6 protein-coding genes are annotated in these 13,047 nt (G+C 77.3%); 5 read left to right on the top strand and 1 reads right to left on the bottom strand.

The annotated features are described in order from the left end of the window. The 4 genes from K1Y72_RS27855 to mhpA form a co-directional block, all read left to right on the top strand. A partial coding sequence (locus tag K1Y72_RS27855) for a type I polyketide synthase (RefSeq protein WP_220169448.1) occupies positions 1 to 2,668 on the top strand: 2,668 nt, incomplete at its 5' end. After that, complete coding sequence (locus K1Y72_RS27850) at positions 2,665 to 5,733, top strand: type I polyketide synthase (protein ID WP_220169447.1); 3,069 nt, start codon at positions 2,665 to 2,667, stop codon at positions 5,731 to 5,733. The genes K1Y72_RS27855 and K1Y72_RS27850, both read left to right, overlap by 4 nt. A 2-nt stretch (positions 5,734 to 5,735) precedes the next feature. Continuing rightward, a complete protein-coding gene (locus tag K1Y72_RS27845; RefSeq protein ID WP_220169446.1) occupies positions 5,736 to 6,530 on the top strand; it encodes an arylamine N-acetyltransferase family protein in 795 nt (264 codons plus the stop codon). After that, positions 6,527 to 8,095 (top strand): bifunctional 3-(3-hydroxy-phenyl)propionate/3-hydroxycinnamic acid hydroxylase MhpA, encoded by a 1,569-nt coding sequence (gene mhpA, locus K1Y72_RS27840; protein WP_220169445.1) that lies wholly within the window; start codon positions 6,527 to 6,529, stop codon positions 8,093 to 8,095. The genes K1Y72_RS27845 and mhpA overlap by 4 nt, the downstream gene beginning before the upstream one ends. Here mhpA and K1Y72_RS27835 read toward each other — a convergent pair. Continuing rightward, positions 8,079 to 10,823, bottom strand: coding sequence for a helix-turn-helix transcriptional regulator (locus K1Y72_RS27835; protein WP_220169444.1), 2,745 nt, complete (start codon positions 10,821 to 10,823; stop codon positions 8,079 to 8,081). The two genes, mhpA and K1Y72_RS27835, sit on opposite strands and share 17 nt — an antisense overlap. A gap of 259 nt (positions 10,824 to 11,082) precedes the next feature. Here K1Y72_RS27835 and K1Y72_RS27830 point away from each other — a divergent pair, with 259 nt between their 5' ends. After that, positions 11,083 to 12,960 carry a multicopper oxidase family protein gene (locus K1Y72_RS27830; protein ID WP_220169443.1) on the top strand — a complete coding sequence of 626 codons (1,878 nt, stop codon included), beginning with the start codon at positions 11,083 to 11,085 and terminating at the stop codon, positions 12,958 to 12,960. Positions 12,961 to 13,047: the final 87 nt, after the last annotated feature.

The raw sequence follows: 13,047 nt of genomic DNA, 5'->3' as shown, positions 1-13,047 counted from the left end.
TCCGCCGCTGGCCATCGGGACGCTGCGCCGCGACGACGGCGGTCTCGACCGGTTCCTCCGCTCCGCCGGGGAGGCGCACGTCGCCGGTGTCGGGATCGACTGGGGCAGCGCCTTCGGCCCCGGCCCGTTCCGGCGCGCGGACCTCCCCACCTACGCCTTCCAGCACCGCCGCTACTGGCTGGACGGCGGGACCGGCCCCGGCGACCTCGCCGCCGCCGGCCTGGAGGACGCCGGGCATCCCCTGCTCGGCGCGGCCGTCCCCCTCCCCGACGGCGCCGTCCTCACCGGCCGCCTGTCGCTCCGCGACCACGGCTGGCTCGCCGACCACGCCGTCGCGGGGACGACGGTGCTGCCCGGCGCGGCCCTGGTCGAGCTGGCGCTGCGCGCCGGCGCCGGGACCGGTCACGCCACCCTGGACGAGCTCGTCATCGAGGCGCCCCTGACGCTGCCCGACGCCGCCGCTGATGAGGACGGCGTGCAGGTCAGGGTCGTGGTCGCGGGTCAGGACGTCGGCGTCCACGCGCGGCGCGGCGAGGGCCGCTGGACCCGGCACGCCACCGGCCGCCTGTCCGCCGAACCCTTCGCGCGGACGCCGCCCCCGCAGTCGCCGGAGTGGCCGCCCGAAGGCGCCGAGCCCGTCGCCGTCGAGGGTTTCTACGCCCGCATGGCCGCTGGCGGGTACGGCTACGGGCCCGCTTTCCAGGGGCTGCGGGCCGCGTGGCGGCGCGGGGACGAGGTCTTCGCCGAGGTCGCGCTGCCCGACGGCGTCGTCGCCGACCGCTTCGGCCTGCACCCGGCCCTGCTGGACGCCGCGCTCCAGGCCACGAGCCTGCTCGGCGCGGACGCGCCCGAGGACGGCCGGATACCGCTGCCGTTCGCCTGGACCGGCGTGCGCCTGCACGCCCCCGCCCCCGCGACCCTGCGCGTCCGCGCCGCCCTCCGGGGCGCGTCCGAGTACACGATCGACCTCACCGGTCCGGACGGCGCGCCCGTCGCCTCGATCGGCTCCCTCACGCTGCGGTCCGTCGCCGCCGACCGGCTGGCGCCCGCCCACAACCTGCTCTACCGGATCGAGCACGTCCCCATCGCGCTGCCCGACGCGACCGCCGCCGCCGTCCCCGACGAGGACGTCCTTGACCTCACCGACCGCGGCGGCTGGACCCCGGACCGGGCCCGCGACCTCACCGCCGCGACGATCGGATTCCTCCAGGACCGGCTGTCCCGCGACGGCGGCCCGGCCGCGGTCATCACCGGCGACGCGCCCTACGACCTCGCCGCCTCCGCCGTCCGCGGCCTCGTGCGCTCGGCGCAGCGCGAGCAGCCCGGCCGGATCGTCCTGCTGGAAGCGGAGTCGGCCGAGGACGCCAGGGCGCTGCTGCCGCGGGCCGTCGCCTCCGGCGAACCGCAGATCGGGCTGCGCGCCGGACGGGCGCACGCCCCGCGGCTCGTCCACGCCGGCACCGGCGGGCCCCGGACGGCCCTCGACCCGGACGGTACCGTCCTGATCACCGGCGGGACCGGGACGCTCGGCGGCCTGGTCGCCCGCCACCTGGTCACCGCGCACGGCGCCCGCCGCCTCGTCCTCCTCGGCCGGCGCGGCCTCGCCGCCCCCGGCGCCGCCGACCTGTACGCGGCGCTGCGCGAGGCCGGCGCGCAGGTGACCGTCACCGCCGCCGACGCCGCCGACCGCGACGCCCTCGCCGGCGTGCTCGCGGCGATCCCCGCCGCGCACCCGCCGACCGCCGTCGTGCACGCCGCCGGGGTCCTGGACGACGCCCTCCTGGACGACCTCGGCCCCGAACGGCTCGCCGCCGTGTTCGGCCCGAAGGCGGACGCCGCCTGGCACCTGCACGAGCTGACCCGCGACCTCGACCTCGCCGCCTTCGTCCTGTTCTCCTCCGGCGCCGGCGTCCTCGGCAACGCCGGCCAGGGCAACTACGCCGCCGCCAACGCCTTCCTCGACGGCCTCGCCGTCCTCCGCCGCGCCGAAGGACTCCCCGCCGTCTCCCTCGCCTGGGGACTCTGGGAACAGGCGAGCGGCATGACCGGCCACCTCGACGGCGCCGGGCTCGGCCGGCTGGCGCGCGGCGGCCTCACCGCCCTCACCACGGCCGAGGGCCTGGCCCTGTTCGACGCCGCGCTCACCGCCGAGGACGCCGTCGTCGTCCCGACCAGGTTCGACCTCGCCGCGCTGCGCACCCTCGCCGACACCGGCGACCTGCCGCCCGTGCTGCGCGGCCTGGCCCGCCGGCCCGGACGCCCGGACGCACGGCCGCCGGCCGGCGAGGCCGCCGTCCCGTTCGCCGAACGCCTCGCCGCGCAGCCCGCCGCCGAGCGCACCGGCACCGTCCTGGACCTCGTCCGGCGGAGCGCGGCGGCCGTCCTCGGGCACTCCGGCCCCGACGCCGTCGGCGCCGGGCAGGCGTTCAAGGAGCTCGGGTTCGACTCCCTCGCGGCCGTCGAGCTGCGCAACCGGATCGCCCGGACGGCCGGGGTGCGGCTGCCCGCCACCCTCGTGTTCGACCACCCGACCCCGGCCGAGCTCGCCCGCCGCCTGCTCGCCGAGCTCGTGCCCGAGCCGCCCGCCGGGCCCGACCCGATCGCCGCGGCGATCGCCGGGATGGACGTCGACGACCTCGTGGAACGCGCTCTCGGAGGGAACCGATGACCGACGACAGGATCGTCCGGGCGCTCCGCGCCGCGCTCGTCGACAACGAGCGGCTGCGCCAGGAGAACGACCGGCTGAAGCGCACCGCCGGCGACCCCGTCGCCGTCGTCGCCGCCGCGTGCCGCCTGCCCGGCGGGATCGCCTCCCCCGAGGACCTCTGGGACCTGGTCGCGGAGGAACGCGAGGGCCTGTCGCCCTTCCCCGCCGACCGCGGCTGGGACCTCGGCGCGCTCTTCGCCGCGGACCCCGACCGGCCCGGCACCTCCTACGTGACGCGCGGCGGGTTCCTCCAGGACGCCGGGGCGTTCGACGCCGCCCTCTTCGGGATCTCCCCGCGCGAGGCGCTCGCCATGGACCCCCAGCAGCGCCTCATGCTGGAGGTGTCGTGGGAGGCCCTCGAACGCGCCGGCATCGCCCCCACCTCGCTGCGCGGCGAGCGCGCCGGCGTCTTCACCGGCGTCATGTACCACGACTACGCCGCCGGCCTCGCCGAGGTCCCCGCCGACCTCGAAGGGTTCCTCGGCACCGGGACCTCCGGCAGCGTCGTGTCCGGCCGCGTCTCCTACACCCTCGGCCTGGAGGGCCCGTCCCTCACCGTCGACACCGCCTGCTCCTCCTCCCTGGTCGCCGTGCACCTGGCGGCGCGGGCGCTCCGCGACGGCGAGTGCGACCTCGCGCTCGCCGGCGGCGTCGCCGTCATGGCGCGGCCCGCCCCCTTCGTGGAGTTCTCCCGGCAGCGCGGCCTCGCCCCCGACGGGCGCTGCAAGGCGTTCGCCGACGCCGCCGACGGCACCGGCTGGGCCGAGGGCGCCGCCGTCCTCCTCCTGGAACGCCTCTCCGACGCCCGCCGCAACGGGCACCCCGTCCTCGCCGTCGTGCGCGGCAGCGCCGTCAACCAGGACGGCGCCTCCAACGGCCTCACCGCGCCCAACGGCCCGTCCCAGCAGCGCGTCATCCGCGCCGCCCTGGACGCCGCCGGGCTCGCCCCCGTCGACGTGGACGCCGTCGAGGGCCACGGCACCGGCACCCCCCTCGGCGACCCCATCGAGGCGCAGGCGCTCCTCGCCACCTACGGCCGCGACCGGCCGGCGGGCCGCCCCCTGTGGCTCGGCTCGCTGAAGTCCAACCTCGGGCACGCGCAGGCCGCCGCCGGCGCCGCCGGCATCATCAAGGTGATCGAGGCGCTCCGCCACGGCACGCTCCCCGCGACCCTGCACGTGGACGCCCCCTCCACCCGGGTCGACTGGGCGGACGGCGCGGTCCGGCTCCTCACCCGACAGCGCGACTGGGCCGACCCCGGACGGCCCCGCCGCGCCGGGGTGTCCTCGTTCGGGGTCAGCGGCACCAACGCCCACGTGATCATCGAGGAGGCGCCGGCGCCGGACGCGCCCGCGATCCCGCCCGAACCCCCGGCCGTCCAGCCCTGGGAGGTCTCCGGCGCGACGGCGGACGCCCTCCGCGCGCAGGCCGCGCGCCTCGCGTCCTTCGTCGCCGACCGCCCCGGCCTGGAACCCGCCGCCGTCGCCGCGTCCCTGGCGGCCGGCCGCGCGGCCCTCGCCCACCGCGCCGTCGTCGCGGCGGCCGACCGGGACGAGGCGCTCGCCGGGCTGCGCGCGCTCGCCGCCGGCGAACCGTCCCCGGCGGCGGTCACCGGCGTCGCCGACGTCGAGGGCCGGACGGTCCTGGTGTTCCCCGGCCAGGGCGCGCAGTGGGCCGGCATGGGCGTCGAGCTGGCCGCCGAGTCCACCGTGTTCGCCGCCGCCCTGGCGGAGGCCGGGGAAGCGCTGCGCCCGCACGTGGACTGGACGCTCGCCGACGCGTTGCGCGGCCCCCTCGACCGCGTGGACGTCGTCCAACCCGCCACCTTCGCGGTGCACGTGGCACTCGCCCGCCTCTGGGAGTCACTCGGCGTCGTGCCCGACGCCGTCGTCGGCCATTCGCAAGGCGAGATCGCCGCCGCCCACATTGCGGGTGCCCTCTCCTTGGAGGACGCGGCGCGCGTCGTGGCGCTGCGCAGCCAGGCCATCGCCCGCGGCCTGGCGGGCCGGGGCGGCATGGCCTCGATCGCGCTGCCCGCCGACCGCGTCACCGCCCGCCTCGCACGCTGGGGCGGCCGCATCGAGACCGCCGCCGTCAACGGCCGCGCCTCCGTCGTCGTCGCCGGGGACGCGGACGCCCTCACCGAGCTCATCGGCGCCTACGAGGACGAGGGCGTGCGCGTCCGCCGCATCCCCGTGGACTACGCCTCGCACAGCTCCCACGTCGAGGCGATCCGCGACGAGCTCCACACCGTCCTCGCCGGCCTCGCCCCGAAACCGTCCGCCGTCCCCTTCTACTCCACCACCGAGGGGGAGTGGCTGGACACCACCCGGCTCGGCGCCGCCTACTGGTACCGCAACCTGCGCGGCGCCGTCCGCTTCGACACCGCGACCCGCGCCCTCCTCGACGCCGGTTTCCGCACGTTCGTCGAGGCCGGCGCGCACCCGGTGCTGGCCGCCGAGATCCAGGACGCCGCGGGCGCGACGGCCGCCGTCGCGGCCGGGACGCTCCGCCGCGGCGAGGGCGGGCTGCGCCGGTTCCTGCTCTCCGCGGCGGCGCTGCGCGTCCGCGGCGCCGCCGTCGACTGGACGGCGCTCCTCGCCGGGCAGCCCCGTACCGACCTCCCCACCTACGCCTTCCAGCACCGCCACTACTGGCTGGAGACGTCCGCGCCGGCCGCCGCCGTCCGGCCGCCGGCGGAGCCCGACACCGAAGCGGAGGCCCCGTCCCCGCTCGCCGGGCTCGCGGACCTCGCCGAGGACGAGCGCCGGGAGACGCTGCTGGAGTTCGTGCGGCGGGAGGCGTCGGCGGTGCTCGGCCGCCCGCCCGCCGAACCCCTCACCCCCACCGACGTGTTCTTCGAGGTCGGCTACGTGTCGCTCACCGCCGTCGAGCTGCGCGACCGCATCGCCGCCGCCACCGGCCTGGAGCTTCCCGCGATGCTGCTCTTCGACCGGGCCACCCCGGCCGAGCTGGCCGACCACCTGCTCACCGAGCTCGGCACGACCGCCCCCGGACAGGAGTGACCATGGCCTTCGACGTCGCCGCCTACCTGGCGGCCCTCGGCCACCGCGGACCGGCCGCGCCCACCCTGGCGACCCTGCGCGCCCTGCACCACCGCCACCTGCGGACGTTCGCCTACGACAGCGCGCTGAACGCCGGCCGGGGCACCGCCCTGTGGGCCGGGGTCGACATCGACCGGGACGCCGCGTTCGACGAGATCGTCCTCGGCGGCCGCGGCGGCGTCTGCTACGAGCTGAACGGCCTCTTCCGCCTCCTGCTGCACGAGCTGGGCTTCGACGTCGGCGTGTTCGGGGCCGGCATCCGGCAGATGGACGGCGGCTTCGGCCCCGACCTGGAGCACGTCTTCAACCACGCCCGCCTCGACGGCGACCTGTACCTGGTCGACGTCGGGTTCGTCGGCCCGTCCTACCTGGAACCCCTGCGGGTGACCGAGCAGGTCCAGGAACAGCACGGCAGCCGGTTCCGCGTCGTCCCTGTGGACGGCTACCACGTGGTCGAGCGGAGCGGCCGGTCCGGCGTGTGGCAGGCCGTCTACCGGTACCGCGACCGGCCCCGCGACCTCGCCGAATGGCAGGCGCCCTCGCCAGAGCTGGAGGCGTTCGCGCGGGCCCTCGCCGGCGCCGGGATCCTCGTGCGGGGCCGCTCCACCGCCACCGGGCAGCGCGTCCTCATCGGCAAGCGCCTGCTCACCGTGGACGACGGCCGCGAGACCGTCCGCGTCCTCACCGACCCGGCCGAGCACGAGCGCGTCGTCGCCGACATCACCGGCGCGCCCGCCGCGACGGGCGGCACGCGATGAGCGCCCCGACCGGCGTCCCGACCGACGCCGACGTCCTCATCGTCGGGTACGGGCCGGTCGGGCAGGTCGCCGCCGCGCTGCTGGCCGCGCGGGGGCACCGCGTCACCGTCGTGGAGCGCCGCCCGAAGCCCTACCCGATGCCGCGCGCGGTGTCCTTCGACGGCGAGTCCGCCCGCATCCTCGCCGCCGCCGGCATCGGCGACGCCCTGCGCACCGTCGCCGAGCCCTCCCGCGACTACGTCTGGACGAACGGGGACGGCGCGACGCTGTTCGAGGTGGACGTCGCCGACCGCGGCTGGTCCGGCTGGCCCGACTCGGTCTCGATGTACCAGCCGGGCGTCGAGGCGGCCCTCGCCGAACGCGGCGCCCGCCTCCCGTCGCTGCGCGTCCTGCGCGGCCACCGCGTCACCGGCCTGGCCGACACCGGCGACCGGGTGGAGGCCGCCGTCGAGGGACCGGACGGCGGCGTCCTGTCCGCCCGGTACGTCATCGGCTGCGACGGCGCCAACGGCACCGTCCGCGACGCCGTCGACGAGGACGCCACCGACCTGGCCTTCTTCAACGACTGGCTGACCTGCGACGTCCGCCTGCACGAGCCGCGCCGCTTCGTCCCCAACAACCTCCAGGTCTGCGACCCCGCCCGGCCCCGCACCGCCGTGTCCGCCGGACCCGGGCACCGCCGCTGGGAGTTCATGCGGCTCCCCGGCGAGTCCCCCGAGGAGTTCGGCACCACCGAGAACGCGTGGCGCCTGCTCGCCCTGTTCGGCATCGACGAGAGCGCGGCGACGCTGGAGCGCCACGCCGTCTACACCTTCCAGGCCCGCCACGCCGGCCGCTGGCGGGCCGGCCGGATCCTCATCGCCGGCGACGCCGCCCACCTCATGCCGCCGTTCGCCGGGCAGGGCATGTGCTCGGGGTTCCGCGACGCCGCCAACCTCGCCTGGAAGCTCGACCTCGTCCTCACCGGCCGCGCCGGGGACGCGCTGCTCGACACCTACACCGCCGAGCGCCGCGAGCACGTCCGGCACGCCATCACGATGTCGGTCGACCTCGGCCGCGTCATCTGCCAGACCGACCCCGCCGCCGCCCGCGACCGCGACGCCGTGATGATCGGCATCCGCGAGCGCGGCCTCGCCGCGCCCCCGCCGACCGCCGTCCACCCCCTCGCCGGCGGCCTGCTCGCCCGCGACGCCGCCGGCCGCCCGCGCGGCCCCGCGGGCGGCCTCACCCCGCAGGGCCGCGTCCGCATCGGCGGCCGCGAAGGGCTGCTCGACGAGGTCACCGGCGGCCCCGGCTTCACGCTGCTCACCACCGAACCGCCCGACGAGCTGCTGGACCCCCTGCACGCCGCGGCCCTCGTGCGGCTCGGCACCCGGTTCGTGCGGCTGGACGCCGCCGCCGACCTCGACGGCGTCCACCTGCCCTACCTCGCCGCGGCCGGGGCCGTCGCGGCGCTGGTCCGCCCCGACTTCTACCTGTTCGGCACGGCCGCCGACCGCGCCGGCGCCGCCGCCCTCGTCGAGGAGCTGCTGGACGGCCTCGGCTCGGTCAGCCGGTCTTCCTGAGCCCCGCCCACAGGTCGGCGGGCAGCTCCTTGCGGCGCCGGATGCCGAGCTTGCGGTAGATGCGGGTGAGGTGCTGCTCGACCGTGCTCGGCGTGATGTAGAGCTTCGCGGCGATCTCCCGGTTGGTGTTGCCGACCACCGCCAGCGACGCCACCCGCCGCTCGGAGTCGGTGAGCGAGGCGACGCCCTCCAGCCCGTCGGCCATCGCCTCCGCGCCGCCGAGGTCGGCCTGCACCGACAGCAGCTCCCGCGCCAGCGGCCGCATCCCGCACATGTTCGCCACGTGCAGCGCCTGCCGCAGCAGCAGCCGCGCCCGCCGCCGGTTCCCGGCCGCGTGGACGCGGCTGAGGTCGGCGAGGACCCGCGCCTGCTCGTACCGGTCGCCCGACGCCTCGGCGAGATCGACGGCCTCGGTCAGCAGCGGCAGCCGCCGCCCCACCGGGCTCGCCGCCGCGAGCAGCCGCAGCGCCGGCCCGCGCCCGTCGGTCCGCGCGAGCTGCTCGCGGATCAGCCGCCGCGCCTGGTCGCGGTTGCCGAGCCGCAGCCACGCCTCGGCCGCGTCGGTGCGCCACGGCACCGGCCCGGCCGTGTCCAGCCCCCAGCCGCGGATCAGCTCGCCGCAGCTCAGGAAGTCGGCGAGCGCCGCGTGCGCGTGCCCCGCCGCCAGGTGATGGTGCCCGCGGGCGTACAGGTAGCCGAGCCCGTGGCGGGTCTGGAACATCGCGTCGGGCACCGACAGCGCCAGGAGCTTGGCGGCCTCGTCGTGCTCGCCCGCACGCGTCGCGGCGAGGACGAAGGTGCCGATCGGGTACCCGGCCGCCACCCCCCACGACTTGGCGCCGAGCCGCTCCAGCGCCGCCCGCGCCTCCCGCATCGCGCTCGGCAGATCGCCCGTCCGCAACGCCACCTCCGCCCGCGCCGCCGCGAAGAACGCCGCCCGCGTGCCCGAACCCTCGGCGCCCGCGTCCTTGGCCGAGCTCTCGCACCAGGCCGCGGCGGCGTCCAGCCGGTCGGCGCGCAGCAGCACCTGGACGGCCAGCGGCGCCGCCTCGACCGTCCACGGGTTGCGCAGGTGCAGCGGCAGGTCCCGCAGCACCTGCTCGGCGCGGGCCACCGCGCCGTGGCCGCGCCGCCGGATCAGGCCGTCCGCCAGGATCGCCACCGCGTGCAGCTGCGGGTCGCCGCCCGGCGCCGGGACGGCGAAGTGCCGGTCGGCGGCCAGCACCGGCGTGCGGCGGTCGCGGGCGAGCGGCGGATGCGCGTACGCCAGCCACACCTCGGCGTCGTGCAGGCCGCCGCCGCTCTCCGGCCGGGCGTCGGCGCGCAGCCGGTCCAGCACCCGCACCGCCTCCCCGCCGCGCCCGAACCAGAGCAGCCGCTCCACCAGCGCGAGGCCGTCGGCGAGACCGAGCCGCCCGCCGAGCGCCGCCGTCACCAGCGGCGCCAGGTGCCGGGCCGCCGACGACGGCGAGGTCTGCCACTCGGCGCCGGCGAGCCGGGCCCGCACCGCGGCGCGCTCGGCCTCGCCGGGCAGGCCCCGGTGCGCCAGCCGCAGGAACCGGGCCGCGGCCTCGGCCCGGTCGTCCAGCAGCGCGTGCTCGGCGGCCTCCGACAGCACCGCCGGCGCCCACGGCTCCTGCGCGTGGTCGGCCGCCGCCAGATGATCGGCGACCCGCGTCGCGGGCGCGCCCCGGTCGTGCAGCAGCCGCGCCGCGCGGCGGTGCAGGTCGGCGCGCTCGGCCGGCGCGAGGTCGGCCAGGACCGCCGCCCGCGCCACCGGGTGCCGGAACCGGCCCCCGTCCAGCACCGCCGCGTCGTCCAGGGACCCGAGGGCGCGCCCGGCGTCCTCGGGCGACAGCCCGACGAGCCGCCACAGCTCCGCCGGGTCGGCGTCCTCGCCCATGATGGCGAGCGCCCGCGCCACCGCCGCCGTCGCCGGGTCGCCCCGGTGCAGGCACGCCAGGAACGCCAGCCCGTAGCCCTCGGCGCGCGGCGCCCCGGCCACGCGGACGTCCTCGGCGAGCGCGTCCAGCAGCAGCGGGTTGCCGCCGCTGACGGCGTGCAGGTCCGGGCGCCCGCCGGGTGCGGGACCGGGCGCCGCGGGACCGAGCAGCTCCGCCGCCGCGCGGGCGGTGCCGTCCGGCGACAGCGGCCCGAGCCGCAGGCGGCGCAGCTCGGGCCGGCGGAACAGCTCGGCCAGGAACGTCAGGTGCCGCGGCCGCGGCGCGGCCTCGTCGGCGAGCACGACCAGCACCCGCGCCGGGCCGAGCCGCCGCACCAGGTGCAGCAGCAGGTGCAGCGACGCGACGTCGGCGTGGCGCAGGTCGTCCACGGTGATCAGGAGCGGCTCGCGCTCGGCGAGCCCGAGCAGGGCGAGGGACAGCCCGTGGTGCGCGCGCACGGCCTCCGGCGACGCCGGGCCGGCGTCCGCGCCGCCCGCCGCGACCTCGTCGAGGAGCCGGGCGGACGGGCCGTCCGCGCCGCCCTCCCCGCGCGGCACGCCGCGCAGCAGCTGGCCGGCGACGCCGTAGGGGAGCGCCTGCTCGGCGGGGGAGCAGGAGGCGCGCAGGCAACGGAAACCGGACCGTTCGGCGCGCTCGGCGAGAGCGCGCAGCAGCGCGGTCCGGCCCGTGCCGAGCGGCCCCTCCAGGAGCGCGACCCGGCCGCGGCCCGCGAGGCAGTCCTGGACCAGGGCGTCGAGTTGCAGGATCTGTTCGTCTCGTTCCACCAGTGCGACCACGCTCCGATCATTCGAGACCGCCGCCCACTGCCCGGGAACCGCGCGCCTATCGGACGCCCGAATCGCCCGCCGGACGCCCGGCCCCGCGCGGCGCCCCACCCGTGACAGCGCCCGGTCCACCCCTGTCGGCAACCCGGTAAACCCGAGGGATCGGCGCGCGAACCCCTGTCCTGCGCCCCATCGATTGAGCCCGCCGCGGCACCGGCGAAGGATCGGCTCGCCGACCCGTGCCGCAGAGGAGCCCCCCATGCCCAGTCGCCGCCAGTTCATCGCCGGCTCCGCCGCCGGCATCGGCGTGGCCGCCACCGTCCAAGCGAACCTGTCGGCGTTCGCCGCCGCCGGCCGCGTCTTCCAGGACGCCCCCACCGGGCTCGCCAAGTTCGCCGACCCGCTGCCCGCCCTGAAGATCCTCAAGCCCGACACCGCGCTGACGATCCGGCAGCGCGCCACCACCGTCAAGCTGCACTCCCAGCTGCCCGCCACGCCCGTGTGGGCCTACGAGGGCGCCTTCCCCGGCCCCGTCATCGACGCCCGGCGCGGCCGCCGCATCAAGGTCAGCTGGCAGAACCGCATCGAGGGGAAGTTCCCCGCCACCGCCGTCTCGGTCCCCTTCACCGGCCTGGACTCCATCCTCAGCCCCGGCCGCGGCGGCGCCGCCCCGATCGAGGACGTGGCGAACCTGGCCCCCTGGGTCGTCACCCACCTGCACGGCGGCGAGATCAGCGGCGACAGCGACGGCTGGCCGAAGAACGGCATCTCCTTCGGCCAGGCGCAGGCCACCGAGTACCCCAACGACCAGCGCGCGGCCACGCTCTGGTACCACGACCACGCCATGGACATCACCGCCTACAACGTGTTCGCCGGGCTCGCCGGCCTCTACCTGGTCCGCGACGCCGAGGAGGACGCGCTCCGGCTGCCGGCCGGCAAGTACGAGGTCCCGCTCATCATCGCCGACCGCAACCTCGACACCGACGACTCCGGCGCGTTCAACGGGCGGCTCCTGCACAAGGTCGGCTACTACGACGTCCCCGGCGCGCGCGTCTCGCTGCCGTTCGCCGGCCCCTACAACCTCGCCAACGGCGTCATCTGGCCCTACCTGGACGTCGAGCCGCGCTGGTACCGGTTCCGCCTGCTGAACGGCGCCAACGCCCGCACCTACACGCTGGAACTGCGCAAGGAGAACGCCGACGGCACCAGCACGCCGGTGACCGGCGCGTTCGTCCAGATCGGCACCGAGCAGGGCCTGCTCGGCGCCCCCGCCAAGCAGGACCGGATCACCCTGTCGCCCGCCGAGCGCGCCGACATCCTGATCAACTTCGCGGCGTTCCGGGGCGCCCGGCTGCAGCTGTCCAACACCGACACCGCCACCTCGCCGCTCGGCCCCGAGATCCTGCAGTTCCGGGTGTCCGGTACCGCCGTCACCGACACCTTCGCGCCGCCGGCCAAGGTGTCGCCCACCTTCGCCCGGCTCGCCGCCGCCAAGGTCCCCGCCCTCGCCGTCCAGCGCTACGTCGCGACCGCCACCCACGACGGCACGACCGGCGGCCACCCCGAGCTGTGGGAGCTGGCGAAGAACCCCGCCGGGTACGTCCCGCAGAAGGGCGACCGCATCGTCAACCTCGTCAAGAACGGCACGACGACGTCCTTCCGGAAGGTGGCGGGCACCTTCGACGAGGCGGTGACGTTCCACGTCGCCCTCGACGGGTGGGAGGTGTGGAACTTCGTCCACCTCGCCGGCCCCAACCACCCGACCCACGTCCACCTGATCTCGTTCCAGGCGCTCGCCCGCGACACCTACACCGTCTCGGTCGTCAACGACGCGGCCAACGACGTGTACACCTACACCGCCACCTACAGCGCGGCCAAGGGCCTCGGGCCGGACGAGCAGGGCTGGAAGGACACCATCCGCATCGACGAGCACGACGTGGTGACGGTCGCCGGGCAGTTCCGCGGCGGGACGGGCAACTACGTGTACCACTGCCACATCCTGGAGCACGAGGACCACGGCATGATGCGGCCGTTCGTCGTCGCGCCGAAGACGATCCAGACCGCGATGGCGTCGGGGATGGGCGCCAAGCCGATCGGCGGCGGCAAGGGCGGGCACGGCGGGCACGGCGGGCACTGAGAACGCGGGGCGGCTCGCCAGGCTGTGCAGGCAGGCGACGAGGCTGCGCGCCTCGACGTTGACGTAGTGGCTGTGCCGCAGCAGCCC

This window comes from Actinomadura parmotrematis (genome assembly GCF_019458805.1).
Taxonomy (GTDB): domain Bacteria; phylum Actinomycetota; class Actinomycetes; order Streptosporangiales; family Streptosporangiaceae; genus Spirillospora; species Spirillospora parmotrematis.
The sequence above is the reverse complement of the archived record's forward strand: the minus strand, read 5'-3'. Positions and strand labels throughout refer to the sequence as shown.